This is a genomic window from Pelobacter seleniigenes DSM 18267 (assembly GCF_000711225.1).
In the GTDB taxonomy this organism is placed as follows: domain Bacteria; phylum Desulfobacterota; class Desulfuromonadia; order Desulfuromonadales; family Geopsychrobacteraceae; genus Seleniibacterium; species Seleniibacterium seleniigenes.
Map to the genome: position 1 here is coordinate 162,160 of NZ_JOMG01000005.1, position 18,662 is coordinate 180,821.

The 18,662-nt window shown below is 53.1% G+C and carries 18 protein-coding genes; 8 read left to right on the forward strand and 10 right to left on the reverse strand.

Annotated features, from left to right (window positions below; genetic code table 11):
• The first annotated feature begins 8 nt into the window (after positions 1-8).
• Positions 9-1,376: a sigma-54-dependent transcriptional regulator gene (locus N909_RS0122065; RefSeq protein ID WP_029918270.1), complete on the forward strand. Its 1,368-nt coding sequence runs from the start codon at positions 9-11 to the stop codon at positions 1,374-1,376.
• Positions 1,377-1,758: 382 nt separating this feature from the next.
• On the opposite strand, the gene N909_RS0122070 is transcribed toward N909_RS0122065, so the two are convergent.
• Positions 1,759-3,222 (reverse strand): mannitol dehydrogenase family protein, encoded by a 1,464-nt coding sequence (locus N909_RS0122070; RefSeq protein ID WP_029918271.1) that lies wholly within the window; start codon positions 3,220-3,222, stop codon positions 1,759-1,761.
• 12 nt (positions 3,223-3,234) lie between these two features.
• The gene (gene uxuA, locus N909_RS0122075; RefSeq protein WP_029918272.1) at positions 3,235-4,452 is read right to left on the reverse strand and encodes a mannonate dehydratase; all 1,218 of its coding nucleotides are present in this window, start codon (positions 4,450-4,452) and stop codon (positions 3,235-3,237) included.
• Positions 4,453-4,714: 262 nt separating this feature from the next.
• On the opposite strand from uxuA, the gene N909_RS0122080 reads away from it, so the two are divergent.
• From N909_RS0122080 to N909_RS0122105, 6 genes are all read left to right on the forward strand, one after another.
• Positions 4,715-5,419: a GntR family transcriptional regulator gene (locus tag N909_RS0122080; protein ID WP_029918273.1), complete on the forward strand. Its 705-nt coding sequence runs from the start codon at positions 4,715-4,717 to the stop codon at positions 5,417-5,419.
• Positions 5,420-5,550: 131 nt separating this feature from the next.
• Positions 5,551-6,465 carry a TRAP transporter substrate-binding protein gene (locus N909_RS0122085; RefSeq protein ID WP_342672716.1) on the forward strand — a complete coding sequence of 305 codons (915 nt, stop codon included), beginning with the start codon at positions 5,551-5,553 and terminating at the stop codon, positions 6,463-6,465.
• A gap of 149 nt (positions 6,466-6,614) precedes the next feature.
• Positions 6,615-7,118 carry a TRAP transporter small permease gene (locus N909_RS0122090; protein WP_211254016.1) on the forward strand — a complete coding sequence of 168 codons (504 nt, stop codon included), beginning with the start codon at positions 6,615-6,617 and terminating at the stop codon, positions 7,116-7,118.
• A complete protein-coding gene (locus N909_RS0122095) occupies positions 7,115-8,392 on the forward strand; it encodes a TRAP transporter large permease (protein WP_029918276.1) in 1,278 nt (425 codons plus the stop codon). Before N909_RS0122090 ends, N909_RS0122095 begins: the two co-directional genes overlap by 4 nt.
• A gap of 21 nt (positions 8,393-8,413) precedes the next feature.
• Positions 8,414-9,451 (forward strand): L-idonate 5-dehydrogenase, encoded by a 1,038-nt coding sequence (locus N909_RS0122100; RefSeq protein ID WP_029918277.1) that lies wholly within the window; start codon positions 8,414-8,416, stop codon positions 9,449-9,451.
• Positions 9,452-9,662: 211 nt separating this feature from the next.
• A complete protein-coding gene (locus N909_RS0122105; RefSeq protein ID WP_029918278.1) occupies positions 9,663-10,760 on the forward strand; it encodes an Ldh family oxidoreductase in 1,098 nt (365 codons plus the stop codon).
• A 104-nt stretch (positions 10,761-10,864) separates the two neighbouring features.
• Here N909_RS0122105 and N909_RS0122110 read toward each other — a convergent pair whose 3' ends face one another.
• From N909_RS0122110 to N909_RS0122135, 6 genes are all read right to left on the reverse strand, one after another.
• Positions 10,865-11,404 carry a DUF924 family protein gene (locus tag N909_RS0122110; protein ID WP_029918279.1) on the reverse strand — a complete coding sequence of 180 codons (540 nt, stop codon included), beginning with the start codon at positions 11,402-11,404 and terminating at the stop codon, positions 10,865-10,867.
• Positions 11,405-11,470: 66 nt separating this feature from the next.
• The gene (locus tag N909_RS0122115) at positions 11,471-11,932 is read right to left on the reverse strand and encodes a hypothetical protein (RefSeq protein ID WP_029918280.1); all 462 of its coding nucleotides are present in this window, start codon (positions 11,930-11,932) and stop codon (positions 11,471-11,473) included.
• A 181-nt stretch (positions 11,933-12,113) separates the two neighbouring features.
• On the reverse strand, positions 12,114-12,362 hold the full coding sequence (locus tag N909_RS0122120; RefSeq protein WP_029918281.1) for a hypothetical protein: 249 nt from the start codon (positions 12,360-12,362) through the stop codon (positions 12,114-12,116).
• A 52-nt stretch (positions 12,363-12,414) separates the two neighbouring features.
• Complete coding sequence (locus N909_RS0122125; protein WP_029918282.1) at positions 12,415-13,056, reverse strand: alanyl-tRNA editing protein; 642 nt, start codon at positions 13,054-13,056, stop codon at positions 12,415-12,417.
• A 12-nt stretch (positions 13,057-13,068) separates the two neighbouring features.
• Positions 13,069-13,332, reverse strand: coding sequence for a hypothetical protein (locus N909_RS0122130; RefSeq protein WP_155006048.1), 264 nt, complete (start codon positions 13,330-13,332; stop codon positions 13,069-13,071).
• A gap of 129 nt (positions 13,333-13,461) precedes the next feature.
• Positions 13,462-13,902, reverse strand: coding sequence for a hypothetical protein (locus N909_RS0122135; RefSeq protein ID WP_029918284.1), 441 nt, complete (start codon positions 13,900-13,902; stop codon positions 13,462-13,464).
• 450 nt (positions 13,903-14,352) lie between these two features.
• On the opposite strand from N909_RS0122135, the gene N909_RS0122140 reads away from it, so the two are divergent.
• Positions 14,353-15,396: a Gfo/Idh/MocA family protein gene (locus N909_RS0122140; protein ID WP_029918285.1), complete on the forward strand. Its 1,044-nt coding sequence runs from the start codon at positions 14,353-14,355 to the stop codon at positions 15,394-15,396.
• An 18-nt stretch (positions 15,397-15,414) separates the two neighbouring features.
• Here the strand turns inward: N909_RS0122140 and N909_RS0122145 are convergent, their stop codons facing one another.
• Positions 15,415-17,733 (reverse strand): hybrid sensor histidine kinase/response regulator, encoded by a 2,319-nt coding sequence (locus N909_RS0122145; protein WP_051690050.1) that lies wholly within the window; start codon positions 17,731-17,733, stop codon positions 15,415-15,417.
• Positions 17,734-17,740: 7 nt separating this feature from the next.
• Positions 17,741-18,610, reverse strand: coding sequence for an ABC transporter substrate-binding protein (locus tag N909_RS0122150; RefSeq protein ID WP_162179151.1), 870 nt, complete (start codon positions 18,608-18,610; stop codon positions 17,741-17,743).
• Positions 18,611-18,662 lie beyond the last annotated feature (52 nt).

The following is an 18,662-nucleotide window of genomic DNA, read 5'->3' on the forward strand; positions in this document are numbered from 1 at the left end:
GATGGATCATGGAAAAGATATTGATTGTTGATGATGAAGCGTTTATCCGCGAGAATCTAGAGCGGATTCTGGCCGAGGATGGCTATCGACCCATTTCGACCGCCTCTCCGGAGGAGGCCATCCAGATTGTTGGGGAAGAAGAAATCAGCCTAGTCCTGCTTGATCTTAATCTTGGCGGGAGCAGTGGCTTGGATGTTCTGCGCACTATGCGCGAGGTCGATCCGGAAATCCTGGTCATCATCATTACCGGCTACGGGACTGTGGAGAGTGCCGTTGAAGCTCTTAAAATAGGGGCCTATGACTATATTAAAAAACCCTTCAAAGCGGATGCGATTCACCTGATTGTCAAGCTGGCGTTGGAAACCCAGAACCTGCGTCGCAAGGTCAGGCACCTCTCCAAAGATGCCGCCGGTATCAATATGGTTGGCACCAGTCCGGCATTGCTGCAAATTTTTCAACAGATCCGCGAAGTTGCCAAACATGAAACCGCCACCGTTCTGGTCACTGGAGACAGTGGCACCGGCAAGGAGTTGGTGGCCAGGGCTATTCATAACCTGTCACCACGTAGTGAGCAGCCCTTTGTAGAAATCAACTGCGGTTCGTTGCCCTTCAACCTGCTGGAGACGGAACTGTTCGGTCATGAACGGGGAGCGTTTACCGATGCTAAAAATCGTAAAATCGGTCTGTTTGAACAGGCCGACAGCGGCACCATCTTTCTTGATGAAATAGGCGAAATGGACCTCAGCCTGCAGGTCAAACTGCTACGGGTCCTTGAAGATCGCAAAATTCGTCGGTTGGGGGGCGCGCGCAATATCGACATTAATGTGCGGATCATCGCCGCAACCAACGCAGAGTTGAAAACTGCCATTGAACACAAAGCGTTTCGGGAAGATCTCTATTATCGACTCAATGTTTTCCCGATCCACATTCCGCCATTGCGCGAACGGCGGGAGGATATTCCGCACCTTCTTGAACACTTCCTGCAGCGCTTCTGCCGCGAATTCAACAAGCCGATGAAGGGGTTTTCCCGTGATGCCCTCGATTTGATGACGCGCTACCATTGGCCGGGGAATGTCCGGGAATTGCGCAATGTGGTGGAGCGGATCTGTATTATGCACAATGTTGGCCAGATTGAGTCGGCCCATCTGCCGCGCGAGATCTGGGGAGAAGCCCCGCAGAGTGAACTGCCCTTTAACTATGAGATTCCCCCGGAAGGGATTGTTCTGGATGATGTGGTCGGCCAGGTTGAGAAAAACCTGGTTGCCAAAGCGTTCCGCATTACAGGTGGTAACGTCGCAAAAACTGCACGTATTCTGAATGTTCCGCGTGGTACCTTGCGCTATAAATTGGAAAAATATCAGCTTGTTTTTGACTGAATGCTTCGAATAGGAAAAGGCGAAAAACCGCCAATTCTGACGGATTTTTTTTCAGCTCTTAGTGTGGCTTTGCGTTTGTTTCAGTCCGGTGTTTGGGCAACTGCACGAAAAACCAACGTAATCTATTATTTATCATAAAATGAGCCACTTGGTACTCGATTTGCTTTATTAACTTTCCAGGATTGTTGGGAATTTACGAAATTTCCCGATCCACTTTCTCCAGTCCATCACCAATGGACATTGGCCCCGTTCCCGCCTCCTCCGGAACGGGGTATTTTTTTTGGGAATTCAGCCGGGGAAGGGACGCAAGCCAGATTATGCCGACCAAGTCCGCAAGACTCTGGTGCGGGCTTGGTCGGCATAAAAACAGGCCTGCGAACAATCAGAGCTGTGCGACTGCTTGTCTGGCGCCGTGCTGGTACAGAGTGGTGAGGGCGGTGGTCAGTTGGTTGCGGAAACCGTCCTGGGCAGGAAGATCGCTACCAAAGACCTCTTTAACGGCAAGAATGGCGTCGATATAGCCGGGAATATCTTGCTGATGACGATCGGCAATGGCGCGCAGCCGTTCGGCAAACGGATCGCTGACTTCAATCGGCTGGCCCTGCTCATCGATTCCCGTGGCGTAGCGTAACCAGCCGGCGAGGGCGAGCATAAGTCGCGGGCTTGGCAGCCCTTGAGCAAACCGGTCGCGCAAGGTATCGAGAATCCGCGGTGGAATCTTCAGCGATCCGTCCATGGCGATCTGCCAGGTCCGGTGGCCGAGGGTGGTGTTGCGGAAGCGTTGAATCAGGGTTGCGCAATAGGCCTGCAAGTCGACATCTTCCGGCATCTGCAGGGTCGGCACGATCTCTTCACGCATCATGCCTTCGATGAAGTTGCGGTAGCTCGGCTCGGCAATGACCTGGTGGATGAAGTCAAAACCGCCCAGATAGCCCAGGTAGGCCATGGCTGAGTGGGAGCAGTTGAGCAGGCGCAGCTTCATTTCCTCGTAAGGAGCGACATTCTCAACAAAGGTTACGCCGAATTTCTCCCAGGCCGGACGCGGCTTTGGCAGGCTGTTTTCGATCACCCATTGGCTGAATGGTTCACAAATGACCGGGGCCTCGTCCTGGTAGCCGAGGGTCCGTGAGAGTCGGTCGATATCTTCCCGGGTTGTTGCCGGCACAATGCGATCGACCATGGTGTTGGGACAGATGACCGCGGCGGCGATCCAGTCAGCAAGTTCACGGTCCCGCAGAGCGGCAAATTCGACAACGACTCGTTGCAAAGCCGAACCATTGGCAGGCAGGTTGTCGCAACTGAGCAGGGTGAACGGGGTGCGCCCGGTTTGGCGGATTCGCGCCAGAGCTTCTACCACATAACCATGCATGGTTTTCGGCTGCTCCGGGTGTGCCAGATCGTGGATCACATCCGGGTGCTCGGCCATTAACGCCCCACTTGCCGGATCACGCAGATAACCTTTTTCCGTGATGGTCATGGAGACGATACGGGTGGCGGGATCCTCCAGCCGTTGCAGAACCTGTTCCGGGTTTTCCGGAGCCACCAGGATGTCCTTGAGGGCGCCGATCACCCGATAGGCCTCTCCTTTTTCGCTCCGTTCCACCAGCGTGTAGAGACCGTTCTGCGGGGTCAGTCGGTCACGGACCCCGGCACTGCGCAGGCTGACCCCGGTAATTCGCCAGGCGCCACCGTCAGCGGCCAGGACGTCGTCGGTGTAGACCGCCATATGGCCGCGGTGGAAAGCACCGATTCCCAGATGGACAATACCGACCCCATGGGACTCCGGGGTGTAGCGGGGTGAATGGACTTCGCCTGTGATCTGAGCGAGGTTATTTAATCGTTTCATGTGATGATGTCCTTAACCTTTGCTGGTGATGCTGGGGTGGGTCAGGGCGGTGATCAGCCCGCGTAATTCTGCCAGCCCCTTGAGTCGGCCAATGGACGGATAGCCCGGTTGCCCCTGTCGGTTCAGGTCATCAAGAATATCCATGCCGTGGTCGGGACGAATCGGAATGCAGCAGTCTTTGCGACCGGCGGCCCGTCTTTTGTCTTCCTGACGCAAAATCGCCTGAACCAGGGCGACCATGTCCGTATCCCCGCGCAGATGTTCGTCCTCATGAAACGACGTCGGTACCCCCTCGGCTTCCCTTTTAACATTGCGCAGATGAACAAAATGAACCCGGTCGCCCAGCCGATCGATCATCCCCGGCAGGTCATTGTCGGCCCGGGCTCCCAGCGAGCCGGCACAGAGCGTGATCCCGTTGGCGGGGACATCCACAGCGGCAAGCAAGGTTGCGTAATCTTCTTCGGTCGAGACGATACGTGGCAAGCCCAGCAGGGGAAAAGGCGGATCATCCGGGTGACAACAAAGCCGCAGGCCGAGTTCCTGGGCGCAGGGCGCAACCTCGGCCAAAAAATCGATAAAGTGCTGGCGCAGCTGTTGTGGACTGATCCGATCATATTCCGCCAAGTGCCGACGAATATCCGGCAAGGTGAGCTGTTCTGTCGATCCCGGCAACCCGCAGGCGACATTTTCGGTGATTTGCTGGCGCAGCTGTTCACTCATGCCGGCGAAACGTTTTTCGGCCTGAGCCACGATTTCCGGCGGAAATTCCTCTGCGGCTCCGGCACGTTGCAACAGGAAGATATCGAAAGCTGCAAAATCGATCAGGTCAAAACGCATGGTCGTGCCGCCGTGAGGCATACGCCATTTCAAATCGGTGCGGGTCCAGTCCAGAACTGGCATAAAATTATAACAAATAACCTCGATACCCTGAGCGGCAAGGTTCCGGAGGCTGGTTTTATAATGTTCAATATGCTCACGCCAAGCACCGGTCTGTTTCTTGATGCCTTCAGACACCGGCAGGCTTTCAACAACTTCCCAGGTCAACCCGGAAGGGGAACCATCCTTTTTGCAGGCGATTTCTTCCTGCCGCTTGGCAATCTCTTCCCGTGTCCAGACAACTCCCGGCGGAATGTGATGCAGCGCCGAGACAACTCCTTCAACTCCAGCCTGTAATATATCATCAATCGATGTCCTGTCCGCCGGCCCGAACCATCTCCATGTTTGTCGCATATTGATCCCCTTTTTAATTAAGTAACTGGTGCGGGAAACGTCTCGCCCAGTGGTAAGTCTGACCGTTTCTGATATTCTGTCAGTATTCCTGAAAACACTTAAATCGTTGAAAAATCGTTTTTAAAACAGCGCCTTCTGGTTGTGGAATCTGCTAATGAAGTCAAGCTGTTATGCGATCCTGTCGGATCCCGTATATCGAGTTTTTGTGTTGACTAGTATGGTAGTATGTTATATAAGCCTTTCAGGAGCCCGTCAAGTGATAATGAATTTACCACAGAGTTCTTCTTTGAAGCAGGGGAAGTCGGTCGGCCCGCAAGTTTACAAGATCTTGCGCGATCAGATTATCCGCGGTCATTTCGCGCCCGGAAAAAGAATTTCCGAGTCGGAAATATCCCGCCAGCTCAATGTCAGTCGGCAGCCTGTCCGCGAAGCCTTTATCAAGCTGCGTAACGATGGGTTGGTTGAGGTTCGCCCGCAACGGGGAACTTTTGTGACCAAGATCTACATCGATGCCGTCAACGATGCCCGTTTCATTCGGGAGGCGATCGAAGTCGAAATCGTTAAATTGCTTGTTCAACTGGGTGACCCGGAACATATCCGGCTGCTCAGGGAGCTCATTGAGCTGCAGAAAAATTCCTGCGTCGCCGATCCTGACGAATTTTATCAGCTCGATGAACAGTTTCATCGATTGCTGGCCGAACTGGCCGGGAAATCCACGGTCTGGAATGTGGTCGCCCGGTTGAAAGCCCATTTTGACCGGGTTCGCTATCTCAGCTCCAGTCAGAAGCCTTTGCAGCGGCTAATCGACCAGCATGAAAATTTGCTTGATGCTATTGCCAGGAGAGACTTGAAAAAAGCAGAAAATGCCATACGCTGCCATATGAAAGAGGTGCTGATCGATCTTCCGAAAGTGGTGGCAAAACAGCCTGAACTATTTGCTGAACAAGGAACAACCCCGCAAAGTTGAGAGGAAGCTGTCTTCAGTGTGGAAGGGGCTTCCTATTTAAAAACCATGTAACGCGTTAGGGAGGTAGTATGACAATGCTCAATCGTTTCGGAAAAGCCTTACTTACAGTTGTTCTGGTCTCACTCTTCGTCATGCCCGCGGCAGCCGCGGATATGACCCTCAAGCTTGGGCACCTGGCCAATGAGGACAACACCTGGCACAAAGCGTCAGTCAAATTCGGTGAAGAACTGGAAGCGCTGACCAACGGGCGGATTAAAGTTCAGGTTTTCCCGAATGAATCGCTGGGTAAGGAGATGGACCTGATCAACGGTATGCAGCTTGGCACGGTTGATATGACCATTACTGGCGAAAGCCTGCAAAACTGGGCCCCGATGGCAGCATTGCTGGCGGTTCCTTATGCTTATAAATCTCTGGAGCACATGGACTCTGTTGCCGGTGGTGAAATCGGTGAAAAAATCAAAGCGCAGATTAGGGAAAAAGCCCGGATTCGTCCGATCGCTTATTTTGCCCGTGGCCCGCGGGACCTGACCAGTAATCGTCCGATCAAAACGCCTGCCGATCTGGATGGTCTGAAAATGAGGGTTCCCAATGTGCCGCTGTTTGTCGATGTCTGGAAAGCGCTGGGCGCAAAACCGACTCCCATGGCTTTCTCCGAAGTTTTCACTTCACTGCAGAATGGTACCATCGGCGCCCAGGAAAATCCCCTTGCCCTGATCAAATCAGCAAGTTTTTATGAAGTTCAGAAATACGTCAATTTGACCGAGCATGTTCGTTCCTGGATCTACCTGACCCTCTCCGAATTGACCTGGAACAAGCTTTCAGCGGAAGACCAGAAAAATGTCATGGAAGCGGCCAAACGTGCCCAGGCTTATGAGCGCGAACTGTTCCTTGCCGACGAGAAGAAACTGGTCGGTGAACTTGAAGCAAAAGGGATGACCTTTGTCCAGGTTGACAAAAAAGCTTTTGCCGAAAAAGCAAAAGGTGCTGTTCTGGCTGCTGTCAAACCTGAAATCCGGCCGATTGTTGAAGATCTGTTCAATCAGTAAGTCGTTGTTCTTAAGCTGCGTGGCCCCAGGTCACGCAGCTTTTCCATGTAAACGCATCATGATGGACTGAAATCCTCGTTCTGTCCGGTTGGAGAGAATTTCCAGCAACATCGAGCGGAGGACTTTCAGGGTAGTAAGGATTGAAATCCATGCAGAAATCGTTGATACGGTCTTTCAATGCCGGCCTGATTCGACTGACCCGGCTGCTGGTCGGTCTCGCTTTTGGGGTTCTTATCGTTTCAGTCACAATCCAGGTTCTTGGCCGTAGCGGAATGTTCGATTCGCCGGTCTGGACTGAGGAACTGACTCGTTTTGCCTTGTTGTATCTGACGTCCTTCGGGGTTGGTCTGTCACTGCTCAGTGGCGACCTGGTGAATGTCGATATTGTTTGCACCACTTTGCCGCCGCGGGTGCAATGGTTTTTAAAACTGGTCTGCTCCGTCATCATGGTTCTGCTCTGTGGCTTTCTGCTCGAGCCGGCTTGGCGCTTTACTGAGATTGGTGCGTTTCAGACGTCCCCGGCCCTCGGCTGGAGGATGACCTATATCCATGCCAGCGTTCTTTTCCTGATGATTTCTTTAGGGGTTTTTGCCCTGGCCAGGGTTGCTTCCCTGCTACTTGAACTGCGGAATAACCGGGAGACGAATCAATGAATCTTGCAATCTTGATAGGCGTATTTGTCGGAGGGCTGGTTATTGGCTTACCGGTTGCCGTAACCCTGGGGGTTTCTTCATTCTGTTATCTGCTGGCAGCAGGGATTCCGCTGGTTGTTATGCCGCAGAAAATGTACGCCGGGATCGATGTTTTTGTCCTGCTCTGTATCCCCGGGTTTATCCTGGCCGGGAACCTGATGAACAATGGCGGTATTACTGAGCGGATCATCCGTTTTGCCAATGGTCTGGTCGGCTGGGTGCGCGGCGGGCTGGGGCTGACCAATGTGGCTGCTTCAATGCTGTTTGGCGGAATTTCCGGGACCGCGGTTGCCGATGCCGCCTCCATCGGCGGGGTCATGATCCCGGGAATGAAGAAAGCCGGTTACCCGGCTGACTTTTCGGCTGCCGTGACCGCTGCCTCATCCACGGTTGGCCCGATTATCCCGCCCAGTGTGCCGATGATTATCGTCGGTGCCCTGTCGGGCATCTCCGTCGGGCAGATGTTCATTGCCGGGGCAATCCCCGGGATTCTGCTTGGCGTCGCCATGCTGATCACCACCTACCTGATCGCTACCAAAAAGAAGTTTCCCCGCCAGAAGTGGGAAGGGTTCCGTGAAGTTGGCCGCTCTTTTCTGAGCGCCTTCTGGGCTCTGGCCATGTCGGCATTGATTATTGTCGGCATGATCAGTGGCTTGATGACCCCCACGGAGACGGCTGTTATTGCTTGTATCTATGCGGTTATTGTTGGGACGGTCTTCTATCGGGAATTGCCCCTCAAGCTGATTCCAAAAATTCTGGTCGACAGCGCTGTATCTTCTGCGGCGATTCTGGTGTTGGTCGGTTTCGCCAATGTTTTCGGCTGGATTCTGGTCTCGGAACAGATTCCCCAGACCATCGCCAAGGCGGTCCTGGCCATTACCGACAACAAGTATATGGTGATTCTTTTGATCAACCTGCTGCTGCTTTTTGTCGGCATGTTCATGGAAACGATCGCCGCTCTGATCATTCTCTTTGTGCCATTGTTGACTCTTGCTCAAGGGGTTGGAATCGATCCGTTGCATTTTGCGACTTTTGCTGTACTTAACCTGATGATCGGGCTGACCACACCACCGGTCGGAGTCTGTCTGTTCGTTTGTGCAAATATCGCCGAATTACCGCTGAGTACTGTGATTAAAGCGATTATGCCGTTTTTGATTACCAATATTATTGTCCTGTTGCTGGTGTCTTATGTACCGGCAATTGCGACCTGGCTGCCGAGCGTGCTGTTCGGTTAGACCATCTGCTGGAGTATGACCATGGAAACACGTGTTTGCCGTTTGTACGGAGAAAAAGATCTGCGGGTTGAAAACGAGGCTGTTGCTATGCCCGGTGCTGGTGAAGTTGTCGTTCGAGTGGGCAGGGGAGGAATCTGCGGCTCAGACCTCCACTATTATCTGCATGGCGGATTCGGTACGGTCAGAGTTCGCGAGCCGATTATTCTCGGCCACGAGTTCGCCGGAACCATTGAGGCACTGGGCGCTCATGTGACCGGCCTGAGTGTTGGTGACAAGGTTGCGGTCAACCCCAGCCAACCCTGTGGGCACTGCCGTTACTGTCAGGAGGGGCTTTACCAGCATTGTCTCGATATGCATTTTATCGGTTCCGCCATGCGATTGCCTCACGAACAGGGCGGTTTTCGCGAGCGGATAGTCATCGCCGCAAAGCAATGTGTTAAAGGGGAGGCCAGCATTGCGGAACTGGCCTGTGCTGAGCCCTTGGCGGTGTGCCTGCACGCGGCCAAAAGTGTGACATCGTTGGCCGGTAAAAAAGCCCTGATCAACGGTGCCGGTCCCATTGGCGCACTGTGCACGGCTGTTGCCAAATATTTCGGTGCCGGTGAAATCGTTGTGGTTGATCTGGCTGCCAAGACGCTTGCTGTTGCGGAGCAGATGGGCGCCCACAAAACCATTAATATTGCTGAACAGGCCGATGCGCTGGATGTTTATTCTCAGGATAAGGGTTATTTTGAAGTGATTTTTGAGTGCTCGGCGGCGCAGAGTGCGATTGAAAATATTCTCAATGTGATCAGACCCCAAGGGACCATTATCCAGGTTGGAGTCAGCGGTGCCCTGAACATTCCCCTCAATATACTGGTCGGCAAAGAAGTCAGATGGATTGGCAGCCAAAGATTTCATCCGGAATACGCCGAGGCAGTGGCTTTGATCAGCCAGGGGAAGATCGATGTCAGTCCTATTGTCACCGATGTCTTCCCTATGGATCAGGTCCATCAGGCCATCGAAGCGGCCACTGACCGGACCCGTTCGGTCAAGGTCCAGGTCGCATTTGACTCCTAGCGGATGAATGAGAGGCTGCTGTGCAATGGTGTGCAGCAGTTCCGCAAGCTTCTTCTTTGTCAGACCGTTGAAAACAGCCTGCCGAGCCCATGGATGGACTGTTTCAACAAACTGTTAATCGTACGGTGCCTGGATAAATCTACTTCCCCTGGGTTTTAGGTGACGTTGTGCTCCGGTACCGGTTGTCTTTCAGATCTTATTGAGTGTTGCTATGAACAGCATAAAAAACCGCACCTATGGACAGGAAAGTAGCTGGCAGCGGGTCGCTGCACCTGAGGTGGACCGTTTTGTGCGCTCCGCCCTGCAGGCCGGAGGCGCTGACGACGCGTCTGCCGATGCGGTGGCCCGTGCCCTGGTTGGCGCATCATTGCGCGGAGTCGATAGTCACGGTCTGCGCTTGTTGCCCCATTACCTGAAAGTTCTCCGTGGCGGGCGAATTAACGGTCGACCTGAGTTGGTTTTCAAACCGCTCAGCAATACGACCGGAACCCTCGATGCCGATAACGGTTTCGGTCATTTGGCCGGTTATCGTGCAATCGAAGAGGGGATCTCCCTGGCCGAAAAAAACGGCATGGGGGCAGTCAGTGTGGTCAATTCATCCCATTTCGGTGCTGCCGGCAGCTTTACCCTGGCTGCGGCTGAGGCCGGTTATCTGGCGCTAGCGTTCAGCAATTCCGATAAACTGGTGCTGGCTCACGATAGCGTGGCCCCTTTTCATGGGACCAATCCCATCAGTTTTGCAGCTCCACTGCAGGGACAACAGCCATACCTCATCGATATGGCCACCAGTTCCATCCCTTATAACCGGGTGCTTCATTACCAAACCATCCAGCGTGAGCTGCCGAGCGATGTGGCGGTTGATAGCGGCGGCCACATGACCACGGATCCTCTCGCGGCTGCGGCCCTGCTGCCGCTGGGCGGTCTTGGCTATGGCTATAAAGGGGCCGCTTTGGCCGGGCTTTGTGAAGTCCTCTGCGCAGCGTTGACTGGCATGGCCTTTAGTCACCAACTGCTCGCGATCAACGGTCCGGATCTTTCAACCAGGCGGCGCCTGGGGCATTTCTTCCTGGTTATGAAGCCTGAGGCCTTTATTGAAAGATCCCTTTATGAAACACAAATGACAGCTTATTTGCAGGACCTGCGTACTCAAAACGCAGTTGCCGGGAGCGAAGTCATGGCCCCGGGGGACCGGGAATGGCGGGTTCAGGAAGAGCGGGAAGCGCAGGGGATTCCGGTTGATCCGGTGCTACTGCAGGTACTGGCGGACCAGGCAGAGGCCCTGAATGTCCTGGGATTGACTGCTTGTTGAAAGATTCCTTTTCCAGCCTGGATAGACTTATCCGTTTATAAAATCACTCCCCCGCCATCGGTTCCGACTATCCATGACGTGGGGAGTAACTTTTTGCTGCGTTTCTAAAATGAAGATCCGGGCTGCTGCAGGAATTCCAGCTCTTCCTGGGTGGAAGCCCGATTAAGAATGTTATTGCGATGGGGGTAGCGGCCAAACTGTTCCAGGATCTTTTTATGGCGAAGTTCAAAGTCCAGGTTCGATTCCAGCCCCGGCTGGCTGAACAGGTCCACGGCCTGGCGATGGATGTGCAGGGATTCGCTATGCATGAACGGCATATAGAAAAAACTTTTTTCATGGGCAGGGAGTTCACTGTCTGCGCCGCGGGAGATGCCTTCCTGGGCCAGGGCCAAGGCTAAGGTATCGGTGGCAAAAGCCTGTGCTGAATCACGATACATATTGCGAGGGAATTGATCCAGAACAATGATTTCCGCGAGTCTCCCTTGAGCTGTCTGTCGCCATTCGGCAAGTTCGCAGCAAGCAGCGCGCCGGTAGACCTGCTCAAAGCGGTCTTTTATAAGCCGGTCAAAATCATGGTCTTTGGCCCACCACCGGGCTTTGTCGATCTCTTCAAACCAAAAATGAATAATCTCCTGATAGTTCAATGTTTTTTGCCCCTTTTTGCGCAGCCCAATGCCCCTCTCCAGAAGGGGTGAAACCGCGGATCTTCTTCAACAATTCAACTGTTTGGCCAGGTAGCCCTGCAGATCAGGATGATCCGGTTTTTTTAAAACTTCCTCGATCCAGGCTTCCCTTTCAAAACAGATCAGCTGTAAATCCCAGACACAGGCGATCAACCCGGTCGGAGTTTTGTATTCAAGGATATCCGGATGCTCTTCCGGGGAGACATAGACATGGTGGTGTAACTCATTTTCGTCAGCCCACCAGTCGACGAAGATGAAATTTGCTGTTTTGCCCTGATGAATCCCGACAAATCCGACTCCATAGCACTGTTTCGTAGTGGCCTGTGCCAGGCGTTCCTGAGTAATCTCTTTCGCTGTAGCAATCAGGCCGGGGCATGGCGCTGGCCTGTCATAGGCGATCCCGTAGGTCTTCATCCGCCAGCCCGGGAAATCCCAGAAACCGAGAAAGCGAATCGTTCGGCCACGATAACCCTCTGTTAACTTCACCATGAACTGCTCCTGTGATCAAAAAGCCCTACTGTCCTGGTTCAGTATAGCAAAGATAACAGCGCCGCGAATATGCCCCTGGTCAGGCTGTTGCTACACAACGTCTTATTGTTCCTGCTCGGCCAGGATTTGGTCTGCACATTGGGCATAGGACCTGTTGAGGGGGCCGTAGTAAGGGGAGAAATCAGGCGGCACAGCTGATGGCATCGAGTTGATAGTTCAGGAATTTGATCAATTCCTGCTGTTTGCCTTCCTGGAGCAGGGTCAGGGCGTGAATGAAGGTTGCCGCATCCCGATCACGGACCAGCAGGGCACGATGGGTGAGGACCTGTTCGACCAGGGTTTGCTGGTCTTCCTGAAAATCTGCAGCCGAAACGCTGGTTGACAGCAGCAAGGTGATGATCAGCAATAGACAAGCTCTGATGTGATTCATTGGCCCCTCCTCCGTGACGGTTCGGGTGGTGCGGCATGACATGCGCCGCTGGTCAGCCTTGCAGATAAATTTCAATCCGTTCTTTGCCTTTGCCGATGTTATTCCTTTTCAAGGCGATGTCGCCTATTTCCCCGGTCTTGCGCAGATGGGTGCCGCCGCACGGGACCCGGGCAAAGCCGTCGACCTCCCAATAGCGCTGTTCTGCAGCCGGGTCACTGAAGGCACTGACAATATCCAGGTTTTGTTGAATGAGGGACTCGGCTGCAGCCTTCAACTTTGGGAGCAGGGGTGAAATATTGTCTTCGTAAAGGAAATCGAGGCGCGCTTTTGCCGGGGAGATATGGGCGCCGATTTTGGTGATGCCGGGCCTTTGCCGATAGGTCAGTTCCAAAATCAGTTCCGCGGCAAAGTGCAGTTGCATCAGGAGGTAGCGCCGCTCCCAATCAATGGCGATGGTAACGAGATCCTCGGCCTGCAGACCATGTCCGGGCGGCAGGGTATAGATAATGTCATGGCCGTCTTTGACCGCCTCCAGAACGGAAATGCCGGCAATGGTTCCATGGTCGCTTTCCTGCCCGCCGGAACAGGCGAAGAAAACAGTTTCTGCAACAGTGACCTGCTCGGCGGCGGCGGTTGCGATAACCGTTTCGTTGCTGGTCTGATAGGGATTTTCCCAGAAGAGTTTTGTCGTCATGGCACGTCGGTCCTAAACTGCCCCGCTTTCAGGGTGATTTTGTTGTTTGATAAAGCGATTTAAATACTGCCCGATTTCAGCCCATTCGGCAATTATTCTCTGCTTGGGTTGCTCTTTCGGTTGAACAGCTCTCGCCAGGAGTTGCTGCTTTCCCGGGCGGGGCAGCGCCTGTTGGAATGGAGGATAGCGTTCGCTGTCGGCTGTATTCTTGAAGGGAAGATCTGGCAGGATCTGCTTAGCTGAAGAGCTCTTTTGCAAGGGTACATAAAAACTCAAAGTCGTTGGATCTATCTCCCCTCTACTCGATGATTCTAATCGGTAGAAGGGAGATTTTTGTAAAGCCGGTCCCCGAGGAAAAGGCGCTGGCGATGTACAGCTCAAACAAGCGGGCCACTACCCGGAATTTTAGTTTGTTGTCAGGTTATCAAGTCCATGTTTCTGAAACTCGTCGGCCCATTTGTCTTCATGCTTTTGAATGGCGATAAATTTTTCTTCCGAAGAAAGCCTCTCCAGGCTGCCTGGTGGCAGCTCTTTGAGAAAATCGCGTTCGGCCATTCTGGAGATCAGCGTTTCCCAGAACGTGAATTCTTCAAAATCCTCCAGAAATTCCATGACTTCAGAGTCTTCGAATTCAGCGGTCTCCAGATATTCATCATGTTCTTCGTCATATTCGATCAGCTGTTCACAGCCAAAATCTTTGGCCAGAGCATAAATTTTTTGCGCGAGCTCATCATAACGATTCACTTTGGTGTAGCGTTCCACCTCATTTGCTGTCAAAACCCAGGTTCCCATGTAGATGAGATCAAGAAGTAGGCGATATTCTTTGTTTGAAAAATTGATGTTCATCTCATGTGCCTCCTGGGAAAATGGGGTTAAGAGTCGGCCGCCGGAACAAAATGGTGTGTTCCCAAAGCTGTTGTTGGCCGGCTGGACATTGTTTTTGAGATCGGGCTGAGCTGTAATGCTAATAGAATACTAGACTGGTTTAAATTGTCATCCTGTAAAGCGATTTTATTATTAGGCGGAATCCGCTCGCCAGTCTTGGTTGCTGCTGGTGTTCCGTTCGCTCCTTTAGTAAATCAATTCCGCCCTTTTGGGGCCGGAAAATTTCCAGAACCGCCTTTCCCAATCATCTGCCAGGTGCCTCAGTGGTTATTGTGCAAGTCCGACTTGTGACCTGTCACAGCGACTGCTATGCTGGGCGGAAGATTTTGCTGTCAGCTGCTTGCAGCAATGGGCCTTGGTGCGGCCCAAGTCTGGTCGCCTGCAAAATGCTGCCTGCCTGTGGAGAATGCCATGTCGGGGAAAAAACTACGCTTTGGAATCATTGGACCGGGGGCAATCGCCAAGGTTCACAGCTATGCTATCCGCTGTGTGGACGGTGCCGAACTGACCGCTGTCTATGGGCGCAACCCGGTCGCTGTGGACAGTTTTGCAACGGCACAGGGGATAGCCGGTTTTTCGGAACTGGACCAATTTCTTAATAGCGGGCTCATCGACGCCGTCTCCATTGCCACTGCCTCCGGAACGCATTTGGAACTGGCTATTCAGGCTGCACAGCGTGGCAAGCATGTTTTGTGTGAAAAACCCTTGGAGGTCACCTCCCAACGAACTGAACAGTTGATCTCGATTTGTGCCCAGCATCAGGTCAAACTCGGGGTCTATTTTCAGGCGCGTTTCGATGAATGCACCCAACTGGCCAAGCAGGCCATCGACCAGGGTCGGCTCGGAAAATTATTGTTTGCCAGCTGTCAGATGCGTTGGTTTCGCAGCCAGGATTATTACGATTCAGCAGCCTGGCGCGGGACCTGGGCATTGGACGGTGGCGGTTGTCTGATGAATCAGGGGATTCACAGTATTGATCTGCTCCTTTACCTCGCCGGGCAGCCGGCCAGTGTTTTTGCCTGGCAAGGGCCGGTCACCCATCAGCGGATTGAAGTTGAAGATAATCTGTGTGCAGCGGTGCGGTTTAAAAACGGGGCCGTCGGGACTGTCGAAGCGTCGACCTCCTGTGCACCGGGATTTCCCCGCCGCATAGAGATTTCCGGGGAAAAGGGGAGTATTGCTATTGAAGGTGATCAAATCGTGCGTTGGGAGTTTGTTGACTCTCGGCCTGAAGACCAGGCAATGCTGGCCGAGACTGCCGGTAGTGTCGGTGGCGCGGCAGACCCGACCGCCATTGACATGGAGGGGCATCGGTTGGTCGTTGCCGACTTTGTCAGCAGTGTTCAAGAAAACCGGGAGCCATTGATCAATGGTTTTGAGGGAAAAAGGTCCGTTGACCTGATTTGTGCTGTCTATGCCTCGCTGCGTAGCGGGACCTCAGTCTGCCTGGCGTAATCATTTTGGAACCATCGTCTAAGTGGACTCCGCCCACGAAAAATCCGCCTGGGTTTTATCCTGAAGTGCCGCTGAGACGATGCGGCTCAATTCCGTGCTGCGGTATGGTTTGCGGATAAAACCGGCTAGGCCGGCGGTACGCAGGTTTGCCAGCTCGGAAGGTTTGGCAAAACCTGAGGATAATACCACCCGGACATCCGCTGAAATTTCTTTCATTTTGAAGAAACAGTCGCGGCCGTTCATCTCCGGCATGACCATATCAAGAAGCACCAGATCAATCTCTTGCCAGTGCTGTCGGAACAGCTCTAACCCGCTGCGGCCGTTTTCTGCCAACATGACATCGTAGCCCAGGTTTTGAAGAATCGCTGTCGCGGTCGCCCGGATGACATCTTCGTCATCTATCACCAGAATCAAGCCGGAACCGTGGGTTGCTTCCTGTACGGTCCTTGTGGTGACCGGGGCGATTTCGGACAAGGGGAGCAGGACATGAAAGGTGGTGCCGACCCCGACTTCACTGGCAACGCTCACCGCTCCGTGGTGAACCTGGACGGTTCCGAATACTGCAGCAAGCCCCAGACCAGTGCCGGCACCATGCTGCTTGGTGGTAAAAAACGGCTCAAAAATTCGCTCCAGGTTGTCCTGTGCAATGCCGCAACCGTTATCACGCAATTCAATGTCGATGAAGCGTCCAGGCTGCAATTGGAAGCCGCTGCCCTGGCACTCTTCCTCGTCCAGCTGCCGCACCTTAGAAGAGATGATGATGTCACCACCCGTAGGCATGGCCTGGGCAGCATTGATGGCCAGATTGAGGAAAATATTTTGTAATTGACCCAGGTCGCCGACCACCATGCTGTTGGGGGCGGCAAGCTCCGTTGTTATTCTGATGCGCCGATCCAGCGTGCTTTCCAGCAAAGCCAGCGCATTGCGTAAGGCCAGGTGAACATCAACTGGTGTGGACATGATCGGTTGTTTGCGGGCGAAGGCCAGCAGCTTTGCCGTCAGGTCCGCAGCTCTCTCCCCGGACTCGATGATCATGGCCAGAAATCTGTGTGCTGCCGGGTCGCTGCCTAATAGAGGTTTTATCAATTCTGCAGCGCCAAGGATTCCTCCGAGCATGTTGTTGAAATCATGGGCAACGCCGCCCGCCAATTGGCCGATGGTCTCCATTTTTCTACTTTGCAGCAGTTGCTCCTGGAGGGCGCGCTCCTCGGTAATATCCCGAAAGACCAAAACCATGCCGCTGAGACGGTTATCAGTATGGAGGATCGGCGCCGCAGAATCCGCCACCAAGTGCTCGGTTCCGTTTTTGGCCAGCAAAATGGTGTCATCCTCCAGGCTTATGGCCTGACGGCTGTCCAGAATTTGCTGAAACTGGCCGACCAACGGTTGGCGGGTTTCAGCATGGATAATTGAGAACACCTCCTGCAAAGGGATCCCGTGTGCTTCCTGGATAGACCAGCCGGTCAGTTTTTCGGCCACCGGATTCATTCTGCTGATCAGACCCTGTTCGTTCGTTGCAATCACAGCATCGCCAATCGAATCAAGGGTAGTGCGCAGCTTTTCCTCACTCAGCCGCAGGGATGCGATGGTATTGGCCATCGTGGTCTGCATGCGGTTGAAATGATTGGCAAGGAGACCGATTTCATCATCGCGTTCCACCTGGATCCGGCGGTCCAGATTTCCTTCGGCCATTTCTGCTGAGATTTCCGTCAACTGCAGGATCGGTTTGAGCTGTCGGCGGACCAGCCACAACAGCAGGATGACAATGGATAGGGTAATGCCGCCGATAACCGCGATCAGTGTACGGTTGAGTTCATAGAGCAGATGGTAGCGGATGGTATGGGGAACCAGATAGCCGATGGTCCAACCCCAGGGAGTGAAATTCCGGTAGGTACACCAGACTTGTTCTTGTGTTTCCAGGGTAAAGGTTAAGCTGTTGGTCTCGCTCTGACGCAATTTGTTGGCCAACTGCGGGGGGAATAATGAATTCGTGGCTGGCGAGACTGCTGGGAGAATAAGGTGCCCCTGAGCGTCCAGGATAAACAACTGGGCGGTATTTTCATCTGCCTGCTCATAGGTCTCAGTCAACTGCCGCAAGGTTAAATGTTGAAAATCATCCTCATAAGTCGCGACCATTCGGGTTTTTTGCAGCCGGTCGAAATTATTCCGGACGGCACGAACAACGGTCTGTAACTTCTCGCCGTATTCCAGGTTTTGGCTCTGGTTGATGACCGCCGCCATTTTCTGTTCAACAATCAGCACAACCAGCAAGGTGGTGAGGGCAAAGGCGAGGGCGATTAATAGCGGCAACCTGACTTGCATTGAATTGAATTTCATCGTTGTTTCACTCTGAGGTAAAAGTTGCTCGTTCAATAAGCTCGATAGGGAATTTGATGCCTAGCTTACGGGCCAGCTCCATATTCAGAAAAATCCGTGCTTTATGATTGGTGACAATCGGGATGTCGGAGGGCGGGGTGCCGGCCAGAATTCTCAATGCGGTCCGGGCCGCCCATTCACCCTGTTCTTCCGGGTTGTTGGCAAAGGTAACCAGACTGAATTTGGCCATCCAGTCGTCCCAGTTTCCGGTCGGGACCCGGGTTTTTTGCAGAATGAAACGATAGGCCTCCTCATCGTTCCAGCCGGTAATGGAGATGTGGTTGCCAATCAGGATCATGTCAGATTCCTGCTGCAAAGCCAGATACTGTTCTTTCCAAGCGGGAAAGTCTTTCACGAAGCGTTGGTCGAGATGGAGTTTAAAGTGTTGCTCAAAAAAAGCTGCTTCTTTGCGGGCGGAGAGATCATCTCCTTTGATAAAGGCGATCCGGTTTCCGGCAGCGTATCTTTTCAGCAGAGCCAGGATTTGATCGATCAGCTGAACTTCAATCATGCCGGTGACATTGGCTGCCGGAAAGCCGTACTCATCAGCGTTCCAGTTAACACCGCAAAAAACAAATGGCAGGGTTCCACCCAGAAAATAGGGAACAATGAGATATTTTGCGGCGTTATCGTCGGATGCAATGACAACTTGCGGCTGCCAGGAATCAATCAACGCTTTCGCCTGGCTGGCGGCGGCGATTTTAAATTCTTCAGAATTGTGGCGTTTGGTATCCATGTGGATGATTTTCAACTGGATATTCGCGTCGTTTTTCAGAACGGATTCAATCCCTCGAGCAATGCCTGCGCTCCAGGGGTAATCCTGGTGATAGGAGTCCACGTAAAGAATTTTGGTCTGTGTGGCTGATGTAGGAAAAGGGGACAGAGCGACT

Coding starts and splice junctions, on each gene's coding strand:
- N909_RS0122065 (WP_029918270.1), top strand. CDS start 9: ATGGAAAAGATATTGATTGTTGATGATGAAGCGTTTATCCGCGAGAAT.
- N909_RS0122070 (WP_029918271.1), bottom strand. CDS start 3,222: ATGAAACGATTAAATAACCTCGCTCAGATCACAGGCGAAGTCCATTCA.
- N909_RS0122135 (WP_029918284.1), bottom strand. CDS start 13,902: ATGAACATCAATTTTTCAAACAAAGAATATCGCCTACTTCTTGATCTC.
- N909_RS0122115 (WP_029918280.1), bottom strand. CDS start 11,932: ATGGTGAAGTTAACAGAGGGTTATCGTGGCCGAACGATTCGCTTTCTC.
- N909_RS0122085 (WP_342672716.1), top strand. CDS start 5,551: ATGCCCGCGGCAGCCGCGGATATGACCCTCAAGCTTGGGCACCTGGCC.
- N909_RS0122090 (WP_211254016.1), top strand. CDS start 6,615: ATGCAGAAATCGTTGATACGGTCTTTCAATGCCGGCCTGATTCGACTG.
- N909_RS0122145 (WP_051690050.1), bottom strand. CDS start 17,733: ATGAAATTCAATTCAATGCAAGTCAGGTTGCCGCTATTAATCGCCCTC.
- N909_RS0122080 (WP_029918273.1), top strand. CDS start 4,715: ATGAATTTACCACAGAGTTCTTCTTTGAAGCAGGGGAAGTCGGTCGGC.
- N909_RS0122095 (WP_029918276.1), top strand. CDS start 7,115: ATGAATCTTGCAATCTTGATAGGCGTATTTGTCGGAGGGCTGGTTATT.
- N909_RS0122120 (WP_029918281.1), bottom strand. CDS start 12,362: ATGAATCACATCAGAGCTTGTCTATTGCTGATCATCACCTTGCTGCTG.
- N909_RS0122100 (WP_029918277.1), top strand. CDS start 8,414: ATGGAAACACGTGTTTGCCGTTTGTACGGAGAAAAAGATCTGCGGGTT.
- N909_RS0122125 (WP_029918282.1), bottom strand. CDS start 13,056: ATGACGACAAAACTCTTCTGGGAAAATCCCTATCAGACCAGCAACGAA.
- N909_RS0122105 (WP_029918278.1), top strand. CDS start 9,663: ATGAACAGCATAAAAAACCGCACCTATGGACAGGAAAGTAGCTGGCAG.
- N909_RS0122140 (WP_029918285.1), top strand. CDS start 14,353: ATGTCGGGGAAAAAACTACGCTTTGGAATCATTGGACCGGGGGCAATC.
- uxuA (WP_029918272.1), bottom strand. CDS start 4,452: ATGCGACAAACATGGAGATGGTTCGGGCCGGCGGACAGGACATCGATT.